The organism is Embleya sp. NPDC055664 (assembly GCF_053618075.1).
The window spans coordinates 80,511-101,285 of record NZ_JBSHGZ010000006.1 but is presented as its reverse complement, the minus strand read 5'-3'; the positions used below and the strand labels follow the sequence as shown (position 1 = coordinate 101,285).

Annotated in this window: 16 protein-coding genes, 2 tRNA genes and 1 pseudogene; 14 read left to right on the top strand and 5 right to left on the bottom strand. The window is 70.1% G+C overall.

Features of this window, described 5'->3' with window-relative positions; all coding sequences use genetic code 11:
* Positions 1-272: 272 nt before the first annotated feature.
* Positions 273-1,067 carry a hypothetical protein gene (locus ACWGR4_RS12880; RefSeq protein WP_452128344.1) on the bottom strand — a complete coding sequence of 265 codons (795 nt, stop codon included), beginning with the start codon at positions 1,065-1,067 and terminating at the stop codon, positions 273-275.
* Between the two features lie 284 nt (positions 1,068-1,351).
* Positions 1,352-2,245, bottom strand: coding sequence for an ADP-ribosylglycohydrolase family protein (locus ACWGR4_RS12875; protein WP_452128345.1), 894 nt, complete (start codon positions 2,243-2,245; stop codon positions 1,352-1,354).
* Positions 2,246-2,394: 149 nt separating this feature from the next.
* Between ACWGR4_RS12875 and ACWGR4_RS12870 the strand changes: the two genes are divergently transcribed.
* Positions 2,395-3,237 carry an EamA family transporter gene (locus ACWGR4_RS12870; RefSeq protein WP_380002929.1) on the top strand — a complete coding sequence of 281 codons (843 nt, stop codon included), beginning with the start codon at positions 2,395-2,397 and terminating at the stop codon, positions 3,235-3,237.
* A gap of 237 nt (positions 3,238-3,474) precedes the next feature.
* On the opposite strand, the gene ACWGR4_RS12865 is transcribed toward ACWGR4_RS12870, so the two are convergent.
* Positions 3,475-3,548 (bottom strand) — tRNA-Gly (locus ACWGR4_RS12865).
* Positions 3,549-3,644: 96 nt separating this feature from the next.
* On the opposite strand from ACWGR4_RS12865, the gene ACWGR4_RS12860 reads away from it, so the two are divergent.
* The 5 genes from ACWGR4_RS12860 to clpX all read left to right on the top strand — a co-directional run bounded on the left by ACWGR4_RS12860 (position 3,645) and on the right by clpX (position 8,481).
* Positions 3,645-3,720, top strand: a tRNA-Pro gene (locus ACWGR4_RS12860).
* 116 nt (positions 3,721-3,836) lie between these two features.
* Entirely contained in the window at positions 3,837-5,264 is a 1,428-nt protein-coding gene (gene tig, locus ACWGR4_RS12855; protein ID WP_380002930.1) for a trigger factor, read from the top strand.
* Positions 5,265-5,625: 361 nt separating this feature from the next.
* The gene (locus ACWGR4_RS12850) at positions 5,626-6,267 is read left to right on the top strand and encodes an ATP-dependent Clp protease proteolytic subunit (RefSeq protein ID WP_380002931.1); all 642 of its coding nucleotides are present in this window, start codon (positions 5,626-5,628) and stop codon (positions 6,265-6,267) included.
* 105 nt (positions 6,268-6,372) lie between these two features.
* Positions 6,373-7,035, top strand: a complete 663-nt coding sequence (locus ACWGR4_RS12845) for an ATP-dependent Clp protease proteolytic subunit (RefSeq protein ID WP_078977234.1) — start codon at positions 6,373-6,375, stop codon at positions 7,033-7,035.
* A 165-nt stretch (positions 7,036-7,200) separates the two neighbouring features.
* Positions 7,201-8,481 carry an ATP-dependent Clp protease ATP-binding subunit ClpX gene (gene clpX, locus ACWGR4_RS12840; RefSeq protein WP_078979485.1) on the top strand — a complete coding sequence of 427 codons (1,281 nt, stop codon included), beginning with the start codon at positions 7,201-7,203 and terminating at the stop codon, positions 8,479-8,481.
* Positions 8,482-8,529: 48 nt separating this feature from the next.
* Here the strand turns inward: clpX and ACWGR4_RS12835 are convergent, their stop codons facing one another.
* Positions 8,530-9,189 (bottom strand): hypothetical protein, encoded by a 660-nt coding sequence (locus tag ACWGR4_RS12835; RefSeq protein WP_452128346.1) that lies wholly within the window; start codon positions 9,187-9,189, stop codon positions 8,530-8,532.
* A 121-nt stretch (positions 9,190-9,310) separates the two neighbouring features.
* On the bottom strand, positions 9,311-10,021 hold the full coding sequence (locus ACWGR4_RS12830) for a hypothetical protein (RefSeq protein ID WP_452128347.1): 711 nt from the start codon (positions 10,019-10,021) through the stop codon (positions 9,311-9,313).
* A 248-nt stretch (positions 10,022-10,269) separates the two neighbouring features.
* Here ACWGR4_RS12830 and ACWGR4_RS12825 point away from each other — a divergent pair, with 248 nt between their 5' ends.
* The 8 genes and pseudogenes from ACWGR4_RS12825 (at position 10,270) to mrdA (ending at position 20,728) form a co-directional block, all read left to right on the top strand.
* On the top strand, positions 10,270-12,903 hold the full coding sequence (locus ACWGR4_RS12825; protein ID WP_452128348.1) for a valine--tRNA ligase: 2,634 nt from the start codon (positions 10,270-10,272) through the stop codon (positions 12,901-12,903).
* A 94-nt stretch (positions 12,904-12,997) separates the two neighbouring features.
* Complete coding sequence (folC, locus tag ACWGR4_RS12820) at positions 12,998-14,410, top strand: bifunctional tetrahydrofolate synthase/dihydrofolate synthase (RefSeq protein WP_452128389.1); 1,413 nt, start codon at positions 12,998-13,000, stop codon at positions 14,408-14,410.
* 2 nt (positions 14,411-14,412) lie between these two features.
* Positions 14,413-14,748 (top strand): DUF4233 domain-containing protein, encoded by a 336-nt coding sequence (locus ACWGR4_RS12815; RefSeq protein WP_078977239.1) that lies wholly within the window; start codon positions 14,413-14,415, stop codon positions 14,746-14,748.
* 164 nt (positions 14,749-14,912) lie between these two features.
* A complete protein-coding gene (gene ndk, locus ACWGR4_RS12810) occupies positions 14,913-15,323 on the top strand; it encodes a nucleoside-diphosphate kinase (protein ID WP_126642646.1) in 411 nt (136 codons plus the stop codon).
* A gap of 422 nt (positions 15,324-15,745) precedes the next feature.
* A complete protein-coding gene (locus tag ACWGR4_RS12805; protein WP_078979486.1) occupies positions 15,746-16,765 on the top strand; it encodes a rod shape-determining protein in 1,020 nt (339 codons plus the stop codon).
* 115 nt (positions 16,766-16,880) lie between these two features.
* Positions 16,881-17,912 carry a rod shape-determining protein MreC gene (gene mreC / locus ACWGR4_RS12800; RefSeq protein WP_380002937.1) on the top strand — a complete coding sequence of 344 codons (1,032 nt, stop codon included), beginning with the start codon at positions 16,881-16,883 and terminating at the stop codon, positions 17,910-17,912.
* Positions 17,913-17,916: 4 nt separating this feature from the next.
* A pseudogene (gene mreD, locus ACWGR4_RS12795) lies at positions 17,917-18,411 on the top strand (rod shape-determining protein MreD); the annotation flags it as partial.
* A gap of 61 nt (positions 18,412-18,472) precedes the next feature.
* Complete coding sequence (gene mrdA / locus ACWGR4_RS12790; protein WP_380003151.1) at positions 18,473-20,728, top strand: penicillin-binding protein 2; 2,256 nt, start codon at positions 18,473-18,475, stop codon at positions 20,726-20,728.
* The last annotated feature ends 47 nt before the right edge of the window (positions 20,729-20,775 follow it).

The window sequence follows — 20,775 nt, the reverse complement described above, 5'->3', positions numbered from 1 at the left end:
GACCGGAATCACACGAACGAGCGGAACGGAAACCGCCACCGCCGGCCACATGCCACGAGGCGGCGTGGCGCGCCTCACCCCGGCGCGGACAGGGCTCGGTCGGCGACGCGAGGGGCCTCATCATCGCGGACGCCCCTCGCCTTTGCCAACCGTGCGGCGCCACCCGCATCGAGGCCTGACCAACCGTCAAAAAGCCCGTACGCTCCCCGGATTCGCTCCCGGACGACAGCGAGGGCGGTGAGCCGGTCCAAGACCGACCCACAGGCCACGGATCAGCCCTTGGCCGCCGCCACGACCTTCTCGACCTGCCTGGTCACCGTCGCGATGTCCGGCAGCTTGGGAGTGGTGCCGGTGAACTCGACGATCCTGACGACCACCAACGTGCCGCCGACGCGGACCACGACCTGCCCGCCGCTGCCGCCGTCCTCCGGCGTGCTGTGGATCGCGAGCGTCTCGTCGCCCAGTTTGGGGTGGGCGGCCTCGGCGTGTTTGACCGTCGAGGTCTCGCCCTCGGCGTCCTTCGTGGTGAGCGAACCGCACTTCGCGAGCGCGGTACGCGCCTTGCCCAGGATCGTTTCCGCGTCGGTGCCCGCGAACGAGAACAACTCGGTCGTGATCCCCGTCGACGGCATCGGAGCGCCGCCGATCGTCACGATGGCCTGTGCCACGGCGACCGGCTTGACGGCACCCTGTCGCGGTGCCAAGAGGTCGGTGACCGGCTGGCAGTCGGCCATCACCGCCGTCACCCGCTCGCCGGCCGCCTTCGGCTCCCGGGTGAGGTAGGTGCCCTGCGGCAGCTCGGTCGCCGTGAGGACCGCCTTCTCCAACTGTGCGGCGGTCAGCGGGGTTCCGCCAGGGGCACCCGAGGCGACCGGTGCGCTCGGTGCCCCCGCGCTCGGCGCCCCCGCGGCGGGCGGGGGCGCGGTGACCGGGGTCGTGGTGGTCACGCTGCTCGCGACGGGCTTCCCCTCGGTCTTCTTGTCGTCGTCGGAGCCGCACGCGGTCGCCGCGAACACCACAGAACCGATGATCACCAGCGAACTCGACCGAAACAGGGACTTGCGCATGAAGACGGAATCCTCCGGGGAAGGTCGGCCGTGACCCGGGCCGCACCGCGTCGTCACGAGGGAGCGGACGAGGCGGTGCGGACCGGCGGGATGTGATCGGCCGTCAGGAAAGCGGTGGCAGCGACCGTGCGCCGATCGACGTCCCCCCACGAGACGTGCATGCGACGGCGAACGGGCCGAGGGCTCCCGTCCGACGCGACGCGAACCACCCTGCGGGGCAAGGGAGTCCGGGCCCGGATGACGAGAGCGCGCTCATCATGGTGCAGCGCTCTCGCCTTTGCCAACTATTCAAGCCGATCGGCCTCGATCACCTCGCGCCACCACGTCGGCAGCGTCTCCACATTCGCGACCCACCCGGCCGGCAACTCGGCCCGAACGCCGACGATTCCCCCGACGATCGCGCACGTCGTGTCCACGTCCCCGCCCGCGCTCGCGGTCGACCAGAACGCCGCCGCGTAGTCGTCGAGATGCCGGGCCGCCGACCAGATCGCGAACGGCACGGTGTCGGGGGCGCTCACCAGGCGGCCGTTGCCGAGCGTGCGACCCACCGCTCGGGAGTCCGTCCGGCCCACCAACTCCAGTGCCGCTCCCAGGCGTTCACGGACCAGTCCGGCGGGGGTGCGGTCCCGGACGAAGGCGATGAAGTCGGCCGGCTCCGGCTGCTCCAGAGTGGCCGCGCCCGCCGCCGCCACGGCCACCGCCACCGCGCCCGCGACGCCCTCGGGGTGGGTGTGCGTCACCTCGGCCGAACGCGCCGCCTGCTCCACCACCGCGTCGAGGTCGGCCGCGAACCACGCGCCCAGCGGCGCCACCCGCATCGCGGCCCCGTTGCCCCACGAGCCCTGCCCGTCGAACGGTTCGGCGGCCAACGTCCGCCAGTCGCCGCCCTGGCGCACCAGGCGCAACATCCGGTTCGTCGAGGGCCCGTAGCCCCGATCGAAGTCGTGCCGCACCGCGAACGCCCGGGCTAGCGCGTCCTGATCGACCCGCCCGCGCCGGGTCAGTTCGGCGTGCAGAACGCAGGCCATTTCGGTGTCGTCGGTCCACGGCCACTCGCCGGCCGGAAGGCGACGGTCGGCCAGGTGGGGGAGGTTGTCGGGGACGAAGAACTGGGCGCCCAGGGCGTCGCCGAGCGCGAGGCCGCGCAGCGAGGCGAGGGCGGAGGAGTGATGGGTCATGGAGGAGTGATGGGTCATATGGACGGCCATTATCGCGCCCGCCGTGCTTGGATGATCCGAATGACGTGTCATCAGCTACCCGCGTCCGGCTGCGAGTTCCCCCTCCCAGGCGCTATATCCGGGGTCGACCGCCGGCTCGCGGTTCGCGCGTGACCCCGGCGGTCACCGCCGCCGTACTCGGCTCGGCCGGGCTGCACGCCGCCTGGAACGCGCTCGCGCACGGCCTCAAGGACCGACTCGCGACCATGCTCATGATCCAGGTGGCGAGCCTGGGCATCGGGCTGGTCTGCCTGCCGTTCGTCGGCGTCCCGGCGGCCGGTGCCTGGCCCTGGCTGCTCGGCTCGGCCGCCCTGCACACGGTGTACAACCTGCTGCTGCTGGAGACCTATCGGCTCGGCGACTTCGGTCAGGTGTACCCGATCGCCCGGGGCACCTCCCCGTGGGTCACCGCGCTGATCGGGGTGACCCTGCTGCACGAATACCTCACCGTGACGCAGACCGTCGGCGTGGTGGTGATCTCGATCGGGATGCTCGTGCTCGCCCTGGCCGGCGGGATACCGCGCCGGGCCGAGGCCGCCGCCGTCGCGGCCGCGTTCGCCACCGGCTGCGCGATCGCGCTGTACACCGTCCTGGACGGGGTCGGCGCCCGCTCCTCCGGCTCGGCGATGTCGTACGCGGCCTGGCTCTTCGTCCTCGAATCGGCTCCGACCATCGTGGTCCTGCGACTGCGCCTGCGCCGCGACCCCACCCGCGAGCGCAACCCGCAACGCGCCTGGGGCCTGCTCGGCGGCGCCATGTCGATCGCCGCGTACACCCTGGTCATCTGGGCCCAGACCCGAGGCACCCTGGCCACGATCGCCGCCCTGCGGGAAACCTCGGTGGTGATCGGCGCCGTGATCGGCACGGTCGTCTTCCACGAGACCTACGGCCGCCACCGTCTCGCCGCCACGATCCTGGTCCTGCTCGGCATCACCGCGATCAACATCGCGTAGCCCACCGGAGCAAGCCCGCCAACCGGGACAAAAAGTGAGATTGGCGACTTTTCTCATCGTCCCCATCGACCGATCGGGTCCGCAAGAGATCGGGAAATCCACTCCGGATGACCGGCGACAACCCGAAGAAGTCGGGACCAAGGTCCACCGGGTCGGGACCGAAGCCCCCACGAGCCGCAGCCGGGTACGACAAAGGCCCAGTCCGGAGAAACAACCTCCGACCTGGGCCTTTGCCTCTGGAGCGGGTGACGAGGATCGAACTCGCACCACTAGCTTGGAAGGCTAGGGCTCTACCATTGAGCTACACCCGCAGCTGGTGTGGCGTGCACGTGGCGCCTAGGTTAGCGGATTGGTGCGCGGCCAGTGCAGACTCTAGCGTGTCGTCCTCTAGACTTCATCGGGCGCCACGGGGCGTAGCGTAGTGGCTAGCGCGCCTGCTTTGGGAGCAGGAGATCGGGAGTTCGAGTCTCCCCGCCCCGACCACCACATCGAGAATTCGCTGCAGGATGGATCGGTACCACCGGTTCTGAACCTTCAGTGTGCCGTCAGGCAAGATGCACAGGCCCGGAAGAACAGCCCGCAGCAAGGAGACCCTTACCGTGAAGAGCGCCGTCGAGACGTTGAACCCGACCCGGGTTCGGCTCACCGTCGAGGTTCCCTCCGAGGAGCTGAAGCCCAGCCTCGACGCGGCGTACAAGAAGATCGGCAAGCAGGTGACGGTCCCGGGCTTCCGCAAGGGCAAGATCCCGGCGCGCATCATCGACCAGCGCTTCGGTCGCGAGGCCGTCTTCGTCGAGGCGTTCGACGACATCCTGTCCTCGTCGTACGGCAAGGCCGTCGAGGAGAACGAGCTGCGCGTGCTGGGCCAGCCCGAGGTCACCGAGGTCACCGACGTGACCGAGCTGGCCGGCGGCGCCGATCTGAAGTTCACCGCAGAGGTCGACACCCGTCCCGAGATCGAGCTGCCGGACTACTCCGGCATCGAGGTCGAGGTCGATGACATCACCGTCACCGACGAGGACGTCGCCGAGAAGATCGAGGAGCTGCGCGACCGCTTCGGTGCGCTGAACACCGTCGAGCGGGCCGCGGCCGAGGGCGACACCGTCGTCATCGACATCGAGGCCAAGGTCGACGGCGAGGTCCTGGAGGACGGCGTCGCGAAGGCGATGTCGTACCAGATCGGCGGCGACACGATGCTGGACGGCCTCGACGCCGCCGTCATCGGCGCGTCGGCCGGCGAGACCAAGACCTTCGAGACCGAGCTCCAGGGTGGCAGCGCCGCCGGGCAGACCGCCGAGGTCTCGGTCGTGGTGACCACCGTCAAGGCCAAGGAGCTCCCCGAGCTCGACGACGACTTCGCGCAGCTGGCCAGCGAGTTCGACACGCTGGAGGAGCTGAAGGCGGACCTGCGCGAGAAGCTGGGCCACCAGAAGCTGCACGACCAGCAGAACGAGGGCCGGGACAAGGTCCTCGAAGCCCTGCTGGAGCAGATCGAGGTGCCGCTGCCGGAGAGCATCGTCACCGAGGAGATCGAGCAGCGCCGCGGTCAGCTGGAGCAGCAGCTCGGCATGATGGGCATGGACCTGGCCAAGTGGCTGGAGATCCAGGGCCAGACCGCCGAGGAGTACGAGGAAGAGCTCCAGGACAGCGTGCGCAAGGGCATGCGCGCCCAGTTCGTGCTCGACGAGGTCGTCAAGAAGGAGCAGCTCTCCGTCAACCAGGAAGAGCTGACCCAGCACCTCATCCAGCGGGCGCAGCAGTCCGGCATGAGCCCCGACCAGTTCGCCCAGCAGGTCATGCAGTCCGGCTACGTGCCGGTCCTGGTCGGCGAGGTCGCCCGCGGCAAGGCCCTGGAGGTCATCGCCAAGGGCGCCAAGGCCAAGGACGCCTCGGGCAACGAGGTCGGCCTCGGTGTCGACCTGCACGCGGACGACCACGAGGGCCACGACCACGCCGAGACCGAAGAGGCCGCGGCGACGGACGAGACCGGCACGGACGAGACCGCGACGGACAAGGCCGAGGCCTGATCCACCCTCCCGCGTCGGCCACGACCGGCGCGGCACGCGACACCCGGGCCCGGTCCCCGCTTCGGCGGGGGCCGGGCCCGTCGGCATGCTCCGAAGGCCCGTGGAAGCGCGCACACGCCTTCGTGGAGGCATCCGGGGCCCGGTGGTCGACCCGGGTGCGATCCGCGCGCGACTACCCCGTCACCGGCCGGATATCGCCCTGCTGCGCTCTGGGCGAACAGTCCTGAGTCTGGGATGGCCTGCGACGATCCGCGCGTTAGGGTCGCTGTACGAAGGGGGTCACCCGCCACAAAAGCAGGTGCCTCCCAAGGTCGACTTCGTGACGGCTCGGGATTGCCGTCGGAAACGAGCAGGTGGATACGTGACGAATCCGCAGATCGTGACTCCGGGGCTCGCGGTGCCCACTTCGCGTGCATCTCAGCCGGGTGGGATGGGGCTCGACGACCAGGTCTACAACCGGTTGCTGCGCGAGCGGATCATCTTCCTCGGCTCGGTCGTCGAGGACCAGATCGCCAACGCGATCTCCGCCCAGCTTTTGCTGCTGAACGCGGAGGACCCGGAAAAGGACATCTGGCTCTACGTCAACTCGCCCGGTGGCTCCATCACCGCCGGTATGGCGATCTACGACACGATGCAGTGGATCAGCAACGATGTCGCGACCGTCGCGATGGGCCTGGCCGCCTCCATGGGCCAGTTCCTGTTGACCGCCGGAGCCCCCGGCAAGCGCATCGCGCTGGCCAACTCCGAGATCCTGATGCACCAGCCGTCCGCCGGCCTCGGCGGCTCGGCGTCCGACATCAAGATCCAGGCCGAGCAGCTGCTGCGCACCAAGCGCAAGATGACTCACCTGATCGCACACCATTCCGGGCAGACCCCCGAGAAGATCGAGCACGACTCGGACCGCGACCGCTGGTTCTCCGCCGAAGAGGCCAAGGAATACGGCCTGGTGGACCACGTGGTTCGCAGTGCGGCCGAGGTTCCCAACACCGGCAGCACCAGCTGATCCCGGCGTCCGTACCGACCGACCGCACAGCCGACAAGCGCTGACGGCGGTCACCGGTCGCCCGGCAACCGAGTCGAGTCCGCAGTCCCGGAGGGCTGAGATTTCATGAACGACAATCTGTTCCACCGGCCCGAGGGCCTGGCACCCCTGGCCTCGCGCAGCGCCGAGAGCCGCTACGTCCTGCCGCGCTTCATCGAGCGCACGTCGCAGGGCTACCGCGAGCAGGACCCGTACACCAAGCTGTTCGAAGAGCGGATCATCTTCCTCGGCGTCCAGGTCGACGACGCGTCGGCCAACGACGTGATGGCGCAGCTCCTGACGCTCGAGTCGATGGACCCCGATCGGGACATCTCGATGTACATCAACTCGCCCGGCGGGTCCTTCACGGCGCTCACCGCGATCTACGACACGATGCAGTTCGTGCGCCCCGACATCCAGACGGTGTGCATGGGCCAGGCGGCCTCCGCCGCGGCCGTTCTGCTCGCCGCGGGAACTCCGGGCAAGCGAATGGCGCTGCCGAACTCCCGCATCCTCATCCACCAGCCGTACAGTGAAACCGGGCGCGCGCAAGTCAGCGACCTGGAGATCCAGGCTCGTGAGATCCAGCGCATGCGCACCATGCTGGAGACGATGCTCGCCAAGCACACGACCAAGCCGATCGAGCAGATTCGCGACGACATCGAGCGCGACAAGATTCTGACGGCCGAAGAGGCGCTCGCGTACGGCCTCATCGACGAGATCACCGCACCTCGGAAGGTCGTCGGCTAGTTGTCCCCGCCCGGTCGGCGGCTTGCCGCCGACCGGACAACGGTGACCGGTTGATGGTCAAAACCGGGGGAAACCGGGGGAGCGGAGATTCCGGCGGGGTACCGTCGAAAGACCAGGCACCAGGTCCGGTACACATCCGGGGCCCAGGCGAAGGAGATGCACCTCGTGGCACGCATCGGTGACGGTGGCGACCTGCTCAAGTGCTCGTTCTGTGGAAAGAGCCAGAAGCAGGTGAAGAAGCTCATTGCCGGTCCGGGTGTCTACATCTGCGACGAGTGCATCGACCTGTGCAACGAGATCATCGAGGAGGAGCTCTCCGAGTCCTCCGAGTTGAAGTTCGAGGAGCTTCCCAAGCCGCGGGAGATCTACGAATTCCTCGACGGCTACGTGGTCGGGCAGGAAGTCGCCAAGAAGGCGCTCTCGGTTGCGGTGTACAACCACTACAAGCGGGTCCAGGCCGGCGAGGCGGGCAAGGCCTCGCGCGACGACGGCGTGGAGCTGGCCAAGTCGAACATCCTGCTGCTCGGGCCGACCGGCTGCGGCAAGACGCTCCTGGCGCAGACCCTGGCCCGGATGCTCAACGTGCCGTTCGCCATCGCCGACGCCACCGCGCTCACCGAGGCGGGCTACGTCGGCGAGGACGTGGAGAACATCCTCCTCAAGCTGATCCAGGCGGCCGACTACGACGTCAAGAAGGCCGAGACCGGGATCATCTACATCGACGAGGTGGACAAGATCGCTCGCAAGAGCGAGAACCCCTCGATCACCCGCGACGTGTCCGGCGAGGGTGTCCAGCAGGCGCTGCTGAAGATCATCGAGGGCACCACCGCGAGTGTGCCGCCGCAGGGCGGGCGCAAGCACCCGCACCAGGAGTTCATCCAGATCGACACGACGAACGTGCTGTTCATCGTGGGCGGCGCGTTCGCCGGCCTGGAGAAGATCATCGAGGGCCGGGTCGGCCGCAAGGGCATCGGCTTCGGCGCGCAGATCCGCTCCAAGCGCGATGTGGAGAGCGCCGACTCGTTCGCCGACGTGATGCCCGAGGACCTGCTCAAGTTCGGCATGATCCCCGAGTTCATCGGCCGGCTCCCGGTGCTCACCTCGGTGCACAACCTGGACCGCGAGGCGCTGATCCAGATCCTGACCGAGCCCAAGAACGCGCTGGTGAAGCAATACCGCCGGCTGTTCGAACTCGACGGCGTCGAGCTGGACTTCGAGATGGAGGCGCTGGAGGCGATCGCCGATCAGGCGATCATGCGCGGCACCGGTGCCCGCGGCCTGCGCGCGATCCTCGAAGAGGTGCTCCAGTCGGTGATGTACGAGGTCCCGTCCCGCAAGGACGTGGCCCGCGTGGTGGTCACCGACCAGGTGGTGCTCAAGCACGTCAACCCCACGCTCGTGCCGCGCGACGTGGTCAAGCGCGAGCGGCGCGACAAGAGCGCCTGAGCCAGGCCGGGTCGGGGTGGCGTGCTCGCCCCGACCCCGATGCCCGGCTCAGCGGGCGGTGCCCGCGTACACGTTGGCGATCACCAGGCGGGCGTGGTCGGTGCCCGCGCCGTCGCTGACGTAGATCAGGTCGTGCTCGTCGCCCCACAGGCACATCGCCGTGGTGGGGTTGTGCCAGCAGCGGAGCAGCCCCGGCGGACCGCCGGGCACCGGCGTCTCCTCGGGCGTCGCGACCGCCGGTACGAAATCCCGGACGTAGGCCACCGGCGCCGTCTCGCGCCTGCTCGCCAAGGTCAGCAACACCGTCCTCCGGGTCTGTGCGCCGCCGAAGACCTCGGTGCGCACGTCGGCGAAGGTGCGGGCCATCGTCGCGGTCAACTCGGTCACCGCGGGCGGAAGTTCGGTACGGGCCACCGGTCCGCGGCCCTCGATCGCGGAAGGCATCGCGAGCGGCCCCGACATCCGCGCGGCGGCCGGCGCGACGGGCAGGCCGGGCGGCGTGCGGGCCGGCTCGCCGCCGGTCTCCAGGAGCAGGAGCACGGTCACCACGGCGACCGTCACCACGACCACGCTGCCGAGCACGCCCGCCAGGAGCGCGAACCGGTCCCGCGACCGGCTCGCGCCCGGGTCCGGGTCGCCCGGCGGGCCGAACGGATACCCCGCCCCGCCCGTCCCGGGCCCCTGCCCGCCGCCGTATCCGTCGCCCATCGCCCCCACCGCCCCGTGGTCCGGCCGTACGTCATCGGTACCCGGTACAACGACGGCGGCGCCGCGAGGCGACGCGCGAACCGGCGTTCGACCGGCCGGCCCCGCGCGTCGCCGACGGGCGCTACTTCTCCAGATCCGCGCGCATCGCCTTGAACTTCACCGCGGCCTGGTCCGCCGACAACCGGTCGAAGTAGGCCACGGCCGTGGTGTACTTGTCCGCCCACCCGCAGATCGCCGCCGGCCGGGCGTCCTGGGCGGGTACACACTCCAGGGTGCCGCCCAGCGGGCCCGGGTCGTAGCCCTTCATGGCGAGCCCCGACGGAACGCCGCCCTCGGTGGCGTCCACGTAGTCCACCATGCCGCGGACCATGTGCTCCAGACGCTTCCCGTCGATCCCGGTCATCCCGTCCACCCCGACGAACAACACCGAGCGCGGGCCGGACCCGGCCGCGCCGTAGGCCGCGACCAGCACGTTGTTCGCGGGCGAGCGCACCTCGCCCGGATCGACCGGGACGTCGCTCGGCCCGTCGAGCAGCCGGGCCAGGCCACCGGCCTGGGCGGACGGCCGGAGCCGCAGGACACCGTCCGAGCCGGCCGGCCGGGCCGACGTCGACGGCCCGTTCGACACGTCCTTGCCGGGCGGCAGGGTCGGCGGCTTCGTGACGGCCGCGGTCGACGTGGCCTTGTCCGGCAGGGCCGTCGCGGCCTGTGCCGGGCCGCTGCGGTCGGCCTTGTCGGCCTTGTCGTCCTTGGCCTGGCAGCCCGTCAGCACGGTCGCCCCGAGCAGCGAGACGGTGACGGCGGTGAGCAGTGTCGTGGTGCGAGTACGCACGAAAATCCCCCCGGATTCGAGAACTCACGGATATCGGGCCGCTCCCGACGCTGCGACCGACGCGTGATCGGCGAAACCGGAACGGCTCGTACCGCAAGTTAGCGGTGCCCGCCGACCGGCGGGGTCGCGGTGACAGCACGGTGACAAGCGCGGGACGCCGTCGACGCGAAACCGGCCCGCGCCCGCCGCGCCGTCGCGCTCTCCCCGCCGCGTCGAAGGCGCCCACGCGCCTTCCGTAGACTGGGGCGGTGACCGAGAACACCACTCCCGCAGCCGCTGCCGCCGAGCAGCCGCAGGCCCTTCCCTCCCAGTACACCCCCGCCGAGGTAGAGGGGAAGCTGTACGAGCGCTGGGTAGCCGCGGGTTGGTTCGAGGCCGACGCCAAGAGCGACAAGCCGCCGTACACGATCGTCATCCCGCCGCCGAACGTGACCGGGCAGTTGCACCTCGGTCACGCGTTCCAGCACACGCTGATGGACGCGCTCACCCGCCGCAAGCGCATGCAGGGCTTCGAGGCGCTGTGGCTGCCCGGCATGGACCACGCCGGCATCGCCACCCAGAACGTGGTCGAGCGCGAGCTGGCCAAGGAGGGCAAGTCGCGGCACGACCTGGGCCGTGAGGCGTTCGTGGACCGGGTCTGGCAGTGGAAGGAAGAGTACGGCGGGAGGATCCTCGGCCAGATGCGCCGACTCGGCGACGGCGTCGACTGGTCGCGTGAGCGCTTCACCATGGACGAGGGCCTGTCCCGGGCCGTGCAGACCATCTTCAAGCGGCTCTACGACGACGAGCTGATCTACCGCGCCGAGCGCATCATCAACTGGTGTCCGCGTTGTCTGACCGCGATCTCCGACATCGAGGTCGAGCACCAGGACGACGAGGGCGAGCTGGTCTCGATCCGCTACGGCGACGGCGACGCCTCGATCGTGGTGGCCACCACCCGCGCCGAGACCATGCTCGGCGACACGGCCGTCGCGGTGCACCCGAGCGACGAGCGCTACGCGCACTTGGTCGGCACCGAGATCGAACTGCCGCTCACCGGTCGGCGGATCCCGATCGTGGCCGACGAGCACGTGGACCCCGAGTTCGGCACCGGCGCGGTCAAGGTGACCCCGGCGCACGACCCGAACGACTTCGAGATCGGCCGCCGGCACGACCTGCCGATGCCGACGATCATGGACGAGCGCGCGATCGTCACGGCGCATGGCCCGTTCCAGGGCCTGGACCGCTACGAGGCGCGCTTCGCGATCGTGGCCGCGCTGCGCGAGCAGGGCCGGATCGTCGCCGAGAAGCGCCCGTACACCCACGCCGTGGGGCACTGCTCGCGCTGCAAGACCACCGTCGAGCCGCGCCTGTCCATGCAGTGGTGGGTCAGGGTCGAGCCGCTGGCCAAGGCCGCCGGCGACGCGGTGCGCGACGGCCGGGTGGCCATCCACCCGCAGGAGCTGGCCGGGCGCTACTTCGCCTGGGTCGACAACATGCACGACTGGTGCATCTCGCGGCAGCTGTGGTGGGGCCACCGCATCCCGGTCTGGTACGGCCCGAACGGCGAGACGGTCTGCGTGGGCCCGAACGACGAGGCGCCCACCGGCGAGGGCTGGACGCAGGACACCGACGTGCTGGACACGTGGTTCTCCTCCGGCCTGTGGCCCTTCTCCACCCTCGGCTGGCCCGAACAAACCGCCGACCTGGCCAAGTTCTATCCGACCGACGTGCTGCTCACCGGCCACGACATCATCTTCTTCTGGGTCGCCCGGATGATGATGTTCGGCCTGTACGCGATGGACGGCCAGGCGCCGTTCCACACCATCACGCTCACCGGCCTGGTCCGCGACCAGTTCGGCAAGAAGATGTCCAAGTCGTTCGGGAACGTGGTCGACCCGATCGACTGGATGGACGCGTACGGCACCGACGCGCTGCGCTTCACCCTGGCCCGCGGCGCCAACCCGGGCACCGACGTGCCGATCGGCGAGGACTGGGTCCAGGGCTCGCGCAACTTCTGCAACAAGATCTGGAACGCCACCCGGTTCGCGCTGATGAACGGCGCCACCGTCGAGGGCCCGATGCCGGCCGCCGAGCACCTGTCGGCGACCGATCGCTGGATCCTGTCCCGCCTGGACGCGGTGGTGGCGGAGGTCGACGCCTACTACGAGGACTACCAGTTCGCGAAGTTGTCCGACACGCTGTTCCACTTCGCCTGGGACGAGGTCTTCGACTGGTATGTCGAGCTGGCCAAACTCCCGCTCAACGGCGACGACGAGGCCGCGGCCCGGGCCACCCGGCGCGTGCTCGGCCACGTGCTCGACGTGACGCTGCGGCTGCTGCACCCGGTCGTGCCGTTCGTCACCGAGGAGTTGTGGACCACGCTCACCGGCGGCGAGTCGCTGGTGGTCGCCGAATGGCCGGCGCCGAGCGGGTTCGCCGACCCGGCCGCCGAGGCCGAGATCACCACCCTCCAGCAGGTGGTCACCGAGGTCCGCCGGTTCCGCTCGGACCAGGGCCTCAAGCCCGGCCAGCGGGTGCCGGCCAACATCTCGCTCGAGGGCACCACGATCGCCGCGCACGAGGCGGCGCTGCGGCAACTCGCCCGCTGCACGCCGGCCGGCGAGGGCTTCTCGGCGACCACGTCCTTCCCGGTCGCGGGCGCGCTGATCGAGCTGGACCTGTCCGGCGCGATCGACTTCGCCGCCGAGCGCAAGCGGCTGTCCAAGGACCTGGCCGAGGCGCAGAAGGTCCGCGACGTGAACACCAAGAAGCTCGGCAACGCGGGCTTCCTGGCCAAGGCCGCCCCCGACGTGGTGGACAAGGTCCGGGAGAAGCTGGCCGGCGCCGAGGCCGACATCGCACGCATCGAGGGCCAGCTGGACCGGCTGCCCTCGGCCTGACCCGTACGGCCGCGCGGCCCGGGCACCCCCGGGCCGCGCGCACGGCCGGCACTCGACCAGCTCCCGAAGAACTCGATCAGAACCGGTGACACCTGTGACAGACCCCGCCGAGGCCCTGGCCGCCCAGCGCGCCGTCGAGGCCGAACTGGTCGGGCGCTGGCCCGAGACCAAGCTCGACCCCTCCACCGAACGTGTCGTCGCGCTGATGGACGTGCTCGGCCAACCCCAGCGGGCCTACCCGGTCATCCACATCACCGGCACCAACGGCAAGACCAGCACGGCCCGGATGATCGAGAGCCTGCTGGGCGCGCTGCGCCTGCGCACCGGCCGCTACACCAGCCCGCACGTCGAGTCGATGACCGAGCGGATCAGCCTGGACGGCGAGCCGATCAGCGCGGAACGCTTCGTCGAGACCTACCGCGACATCCAGCCCTACATCGACATCGTCGACGCCGCGCAGCCGCACCGGTTGTCCTTCTTCGAGGTGATCACCGCCATGGCGTACGCGGCGTTCGCCGACGCGCCGGTGGACGTCGCGGTGGTCGAGGTCGGCATGGGCGGCACGTGGGACGCGACCAATGTGGTCGACGGCACGGTCGCGGTGGTCACCCCGATCGCGGTCGACCACGCCAACCGGCTCGGCTCCACGCCCGGTGAGATCGCGGTGGAAAAGGCCGGGATCATCAAGAAGGACAGCCTGGTCGTACTGGCCCGCCAGCCCGCCGACGCCGCCGAGTCGCTGCTGCGGCGCGCGGTCGAGGTGGACGCGACGGTGGCCCGCGAGGGCATGGAGTTCGGCGTGGTCCGGCGCGACCTCGCAGTCGGCGGCCAGTTGCTCACCCTGCGCGGACTGGCGGGGGAGTACGAGGACGTCTTCCTGCCGCTGCACGGCATGCACCAGGCGGAGAACGCCGCGGTGGCGCTGGCCGCCGTGGAGGCGTTCCTGGGCGTCGGCACGGCCGATCGACCCGGGCTCACCGGCGCCGGTGCGCTGGACGCCGACCTGGTCCGCGAGGCGTTCGCGTCGGTCACCTCGCCGGGTCGGCTCGAAGTGGTCCGACGCAGCCCCACCGTGTTGATCGACGCCGCGCACAACCCCGCCGGCGCCCTGGCCACGGCCCGCGCGATGAGCGACTCGTTCGACTTCCGGCACCTGGTCGGGGTGGTCGCGGTGATGGCCGACAAGGACGTCAGGGGCGTCCTGGAGGCCTTGGAGCCGGTGCTCGCGGAGGTCGTGGTCACGCAGAACTCGCAGCCGCGCGCGATGCCCGTCGACGAACTCGCCGCGCTCGCCGTCGAGGTCTTCGGCGCCGACCGGGTGGACGTACAGCCCGCCCTGCCCGACGCGATCGAGGCCGCGGTCACCCTGGCCGAGGAGGAGGGCGACCTCGGCGGCGCCGGCGTCCTGATCACCGGCTCGGTGGTCACCGTCGGCGAGGCGCGGGTGTTGCTCAAGGGCGGCGCACGCGAGGGCGGAACCGGCCGGACCGACGGAAGGGACGCCTGAGGATGCGCGCGCTGTGCTCGACCCACCTGATCGGCCAGGCCCTGGTGATCTGCCTGGCCGCGCTGGTCGCCATGCAGCTCACCGACATCTCCACCGGGGTGTTGTGGGCGGTCGCGGGGCCCTCGGCGCTGGTGTGCGTGTGGTTGTGCGCCAAGCTCAAGGAGCCGTGGGCGATCACCGCGGGCTGGGTGCTCCAGGCCGGCCTGTTCCTGACCGGTTTCGTGGTCCCGATGATGTTCCTGATCGGCGTGGTGTTCGGCCTCATCTGGTACGGCTGCATCCGGGTCGGGCGGATCATCGACGCCGCCAAGGCGGCCCGCGAGGCCACGGCCGAGTGATCCGGGATACGGCCGAATGGTCCGGGCGTTACCCCGGATAGGCTCTGGGCGTTGACCCATTCGCAGGGTCGCGACACCCGTACGTCGCAACATCCGTACGGTGCGATACCCGTACGGCGCAACACCCGTACCGAGCCCCCCTCTCCGATCAAGCAAGGAGCCCCATGTCCGAGCGCACGCTCGTCCTGGTCAAGCCGGACGGAGTCCGGCGCGGTCTCGTCGGCGAGGTCATCGGCCGCATCGAGCGCAAGGGCTTCACCCTGACCGCGCTCGATCTGCGCGTGATGGACCGCGAGACGATCGAGCGGCACTACGCCGAGCACGAGGGCAAGCCGTTCTACGCCCCGCTCGTGGAGTTCATGACCTCGGCGCCGTCGGTGGCGATGATCGTCGAGGGCGAGCGCGTGATCGAGTCGTTCCGCACGCTCGCGGGCGTCACCGACCCGATCAAGGCCCTGCCGGGCACGATTCGCGGCGACTTCGCCACCATCACCCGGGAGAACATCGTGCACGGGTCCGACTCGGTGGAGTCGGCCGAGCGCGAAATCAAGAACTTCTTCCCCGAGCACGCCTGACGGTTCGGCCGCGACGCCCGGGCGGATCCCGCGATCGCGCCCCGCGCATCGGGCCGGACCCCGTGCCGGCACGATCCCCGGAGTCGCGCGACGCGCGCGGGCCGCACCGGGCGTGGAATTTTTTCACGAACACGCCGGGTGCGTCCGCGCGTGAGCGCGGAAGGTGCCGATCGGGCGCCGTGCGTGCGCTGTTAGAGGGAAATCCCTCCATTCGCCGCGCGTGGCACGCAACCCCTCACCCGGTGATCACGTCATGGTGGATGGAGGGTGCAGCCGTGCCCCGGAACATCGTGTTTCTACCGCCGTTACACCGTGCCTACGATTGTGGTCGGCCGGTTCGGCGTCGCGACGTCCCCCGGCCGGCTCATGTCCTCATGGCTACGAGCTCGGGAAGGCCCTAGGTTCTTTTTATGGCGAACAACTTGTCGTTCATCGGTCGTGACATGGCGGTCGACCTCGGTACGGCCAACACGCTGGTGTACGTCAGAGGCCGCGGCATCGTATTGAACGAGCCGTCGGTGGTCGCCAAGAACACCACGACCGGGGGCATCCTGGCGGTCGGCGCCGAGGCGAAGAAGATGATCGGGCGCACGCCCGGCAACATCGTGGCGATCCGACCGCTCAAGGACGGGGTGATCGCCGACTTCGAGATCACCGAGCGGATGTTGCGCTACTTCATCCTCAAGGTGCACCGCCGCCGCTACCTGGCCCGTCCGCGCGTGGTGATCTGCGTGCCCTCCGGCATCACCGGCGTCGAACGCCGCGCGGTGGTCGAGGCGTCCAGCCAGGCCGGCGCGCGCAGCGTGCACATCATCGAGGAACCCATGGCCGCCGCGATCGGCGCCGGCCTGCCGGTGCACGAGGCGACCGGCAACATGGTCGTCGACATCGGCGGCGGCACCACCGAGGTGGCGGTGATCTCGCTCGGCGGGATCGTCACCGCGCAGTCGATCCGGGTGGCCGGCGACGAGCTGGACAACGCGATCATCGCCTACGTCAAGAAGGAATACTCGCTGCTGTTGGGCGAGCGCAGTGCCGAGGAAATCAAGATGTCGATCGGCTCGGCCTTCGACCTCGGCGAGGACGAGCACAGCGAGATCCGCGGCCGCGACCTGGTCAGCGGGCTGCCGAAGACGATCGTGATCTCCACCTCCGAGGTCCGCAAGGCCATCGAGGAACCGGTCAACACCGTCGTGGACGCGGTCAAGAGCACCCTGGACCAGTGTCCGCCCGAACTCGCCGGCGACGTGATGGATCGCGGCATCGTGCTCACCGGTGGCGGCGCCCTGCTGCGCGGCCTCGACGAGCGGCTGCGGACCGAGACCGGCATGCCGATCCACATCGCCGACAACCCGCTGGACTCGGTGGCTCTGGGCGCGGGCAAGTGCGTCGAGGAGTACGAGAAACTTCAGCAGGTACTGGACGCCCAACCGCGCCGCTGACCGAGCAGACGGAGGCGGCCGGCCGTACGCGCCGCCCTCCGTGCCCGATCCGACGCGGCCACACACCACAACTGCCCACCAGCGCCGCAATGTACGAAAGGGGCGGGCGCGCATCGTGAGGGACTCCCGGCATGGTCGGCTGGTCCTCGTGCTGCTGCTGGCGATCTCTTTCGCCCTCATCACCGTGGACATCCGCGGTGGCCGGAACTCGCCCATCGCGAACGTGCGCGACTGGGCCTCGGCCGTGTTCGGTCCCGCCGAACGCGGCGTGTCCGCGGCCGTGGACCCCGTCGGCCGGGCCGTGAACGCGGTCAAGGACGCGGGTTCCCACGAGGGCGAGAAGAAGCGCCTCCAGGACGAGAACGCCAAACTCCGGCAACAGGTGGACAACATCCAGTTCGACCGCAACCGCGCGGCCGAACTCGACAAACTGCTCAAGGTCTCGGCGGCCGGCCAGTATCGGATCAAGCCCGCGCGCGTGGTCGCCATCGGCCCCGCCCAGGGCTTCTCCTGGACGGTCACCATCGACGCGGGCGCCGGCGACGGCATCAAGCCCGACATGACCGTGATCAACGGCGACGGTCTGGTCGGGCGGGTGACCCAGGTCGGCCCGATGACCTCGACCGTGCTGCTCGCCACCGACCCCGGCTTCTCGGTCGGCTCGCGCCTGGCGGGGTCGATGGAAATAGGGATCACTTCCGGCCGCGGCAGCAAGCCGTTGAACCTCAAGCTGCTCAACGGACAGGCCCAGGTCAAGAAGGGCGACCGGCTGGTGACGTTCGGCTCGCAGGGCGGCAAGCCGTTCGTGCCGGGCGTGCCGGTGGGCGAGGTCGCCGAGGTGCGCAACACCCCGGGCGAGTTGACCCGCAGCGTCGAGGTGAAGTCCTACGTGCACTTCTCCAGCCTGGACACGGTGGGCGTGGTGATCGAGCCGCCGCGCACCGATCCGCGCGACTCGATACTGCCGCCCGCGCCGACCCCGGAGACACCCGCGCCGCCGCCCGCGCAGCAGGCGCCGCCCGCGCCGCCGGCGAGCACCGAGCCGCCGCGCGGCGCCACGCCCGCCAAGCCGGCCACGGCGGGCAACCGCAGCACCAACGCCAAGCCGCCGGCGGGCGGCACGACCCCACCGACCGGAAGGGACTGAGACGGTGCGGATCTCCCGCGTGTTCTACGCCGCGTTGCTGATCGTCGTCGCGCTCGTGGTCCAGGTGAGCGTGCTCGCCCGGCTCGGTCTGCCCGGCGCGGTGCCGGACCTGTTGCTGCTGGTGGTGGTCGGACTCGCGCTGACGTACGGGCCGACCCCGGGGTGTGTGATCGGCTTCGCGGCGGGCCTGTGCGCGGACCTGGCGCCGCCGGCGGACCACGCGGCCGGGCGGTACGCGTTCGTGTTGTGCCTGACCGGCTACGTGGCGGGCATGTTCGCCTCCCGCAACCCCCGGCGCTCGGTGCTCACCCCGATCGCGGTGGTCGCGATGGCCGCAGCGGGCACCACCGTGCTGTACGCGGCGGTCGGCGCGCTGGTCGGCGACGGAGCGGTGCGGGAAGTGGGGCTGACCAAGCTGCTGCTGACCGCGGTGCTCTACGACGCGATCCTGGCCCCGTTCGTGGTCCCGTGGGTGATGGCACTGGCCCGCAAGGTGGATCCGAAAACGCTGCTCTCGGGCCTGGCCCGGTAGGGGGTGACCGAACCGGATGCGCAAACGTATGCCCAGCCTGCTCAACGCCGGACGATCGCGAGGCGACGGCGCGCACACCGTGCGCGCCCGGATGGTGATCCTGCTGATCCTGGTCCTGTCACTGATGATCACCCTCTTCGGCCGGCTCTGGTACCTCCAGATCCGCGAGGGCGACCACTACGCGGCGGCGGCCTCGCAGAACGCGGTCCGCGACGTGGTGACGCCCGCGGTCCGCGGCCGGATCCTCGACGACAAGGGCCGGCCGCTGGTGAACAACCGCACCGCGCTGGTGGTGTCGGTCAGCCGTACCGAGCTGATGCGCATGCCGGACCTGGGCACGGCCGTGCTGACCCGGCTGGCCAAGGTGTTGGAACTGCCGGTCGACGAGGTCAAGGCGCGCACCCGGCTGTGTGAGCGCAACGTGCCCAAGCCGTGCTGGAACGGCTCGCCGTACCAGCCGATCCCGGTCACGGACAACGCCACCACCGAGCAGGCGCTGACCATCATGGAGCACCGCGAGGAGTTCCCCGGGGTGACTGCCGAGCCCACCGCCGTGCGCCAGTATCCGGCGCCCGAGGGGGCCAACGGCGCGCACGTGGTCGGCTACCTCTCGCCGGTCTCCGACGACGAGTTGAGCAAGCAGAAGGCGGAGGGCAAGAAGGACCTCCAGCGCGCCGACGAGGTCGGCCGCAGCGGTCTGGAGCGCACCTACGACGCCGACCTGCGCGGCAAGTCCGGGGTCACCGGGCTGTCCGTGGACCACCTGGGCCGGGTCACCGGCACCGTCTCGGAGACGCCGCCGGTGGCCGGGAACCACCTGGTCACCAGCATCGACGCGAAGATCCAGGCGATCACCGAGCAGCAGTTGGACGAGGCGATGAAGCGGGCGCGCGCGACCTACGACGCGGGCAACACGCACAAGAACTTCATCGCCGACGCGGGCGCCGCGGTGGTGATGGACGTCAAGACCGGGCGGGTGATCGCGATGGCGAGCGCGCCCAACTACGACCCGTCGGTGTGGGTGGGCGGCATCTCGCCGCAGGACTACAAGGCACTCACCGACGAGAAGGCCGGCGTGCCGCTGGTGTCGCGGGCCATACAGGGTCAGTTCGCGCCGGGCTCGATCTTCAAGGTGGTCTCCACCTCTGCGGCGGCCGAGTCGGGCTACTCCACCAAGGCCAACTACGACTGCTCGCCCAGCATCTCGGTCGGCGGCACGACCTTCAACAATCTGGAGTCCAGGGGCTACGGCCCGATCTCGCTGCAGCGCGCGCTGGAGGTCTCCTGCAACACCGTCTTCTATGGCATCGGCTACGACATGTGGCTCAAGGACGGCGGGATCTTCGGGAAGGCCCCCAAGGACCCGATGGTGACCATGGCCAAGAACTACGGCCTGGGCGCCCCCACCGGCATCGACCTGCCCGGCGAGTCGGGCGGGCGGATCGCCGACCGGGCCTGGAAGAAGCGCAACTGGGAGCAGAACAAGGACGCGTGGTGCAAGCAGGGCAACACCGGCAACGAGTACGTGGACAAGATCGCCAAGGAGAACTGCGTCGACGGCTGGCAGTTTCGCGCCGGTGACGCGATCAACTTCGCGATCGGCCAGGGCGACACCACGGTCACCCCGCTGCAGATGACCCGGGTGTACGCGGCGATCGCCAACGGCGGCACGTTGTGGAAGCCGACCATCGGCAAGGCCGTGGTCAGCCCCGACGGCAAGCTGGTGCGCGAGATCCAGCCACAGGCCGCGGGCAAGGTGCCGGTCGGCGAGGCCACCATGAAGTACCTGCAGAACGCGCTGATCGGCGTCGAGATGAACGGCACCGCGGCCGGCGTGTTCGCCAACTGGCCGAACGCGCAGATGCCGATAGCGGCCAAGACCGGCACCGGCTCGGTGTACGGCAAGCAGAGCACGTCGTGGTTCGCCACCTACGGCGGGTCCAAGGACGGTCCGCAGTACGCCGTGGTGATGATGGTCAGCCAGGGCGGTACCGGCTCCGGCACCTCGGGTCCGTCGGTGCGCAAGATCTACGAGGCGCTGCTCGGCGTGGACGAGAAGGGCGCGATCGACCCGAGCAAGGCGCTGTTGCCCAGCCCGCCCGCGGACCTGCCGCACATCCAGGCGGACGGGACGGTGACGCCGGTCTCTTTCCGGGCACCGTCCCTCCTGTCTCCGCCGCATCCGTTCGGCGACGGTGACGGGCGCACGGTGGATGTGGCCGCTTTCGGGCCCGGGGCACTGCCGCCCGAGCGGGTGACCTACCGGACCGGGAGAGGGACATGAACCTGAACCTGCGACTGCGGCCCGCCTCGCGGGTGGCCGGATTCGGG

What these genes read in the sequence shown, in the direction of transcription:
- ACWGR4_RS12880 (WP_452128344.1), bottom strand. Translation starts at nt 1,067, where the DNA reads ATGCGCAAGTCCCTGTTTCGGTCGAGTTCGCTGGTGATCATCGGTTCT.
- ACWGR4_RS12875 (WP_452128345.1), bottom strand. Translation starts at nt 2,245, where the DNA reads ATGACCCATCACTCCTCCGCCCTCGCCTCGCTGCGCGGCCTCGCGCTC.
- ACWGR4_RS12845 (WP_078977234.1), top strand. Translation starts at nt 6,373, where the DNA reads ATGAACGACAATCTGTTCCACCGGCCCGAGGGCCTGGCACCCCTGGCC.
- mrdA (WP_380003151.1), top strand. Translation starts at nt 18,473, where the DNA reads ATGCCCAGCCTGCTCAACGCCGGACGATCGCGAGGCGACGGCGCGCAC.
- ndk (WP_126642646.1), top strand. Translation starts at nt 14,913, where the DNA reads ATGTCCGAGCGCACGCTCGTCCTGGTCAAGCCGGACGGAGTCCGGCGC.
- ACWGR4_RS12815 (WP_078977239.1), top strand. Translation starts at nt 14,413, where the DNA reads ATGCGCGCGCTGTGCTCGACCCACCTGATCGGCCAGGCCCTGGTGATC.
- ACWGR4_RS12835 (WP_452128346.1), bottom strand. Translation starts at nt 9,189, where the DNA reads ATGGGCGACGGATACGGCGGCGGGCAGGGGCCCGGGACGGGCGGGGCG.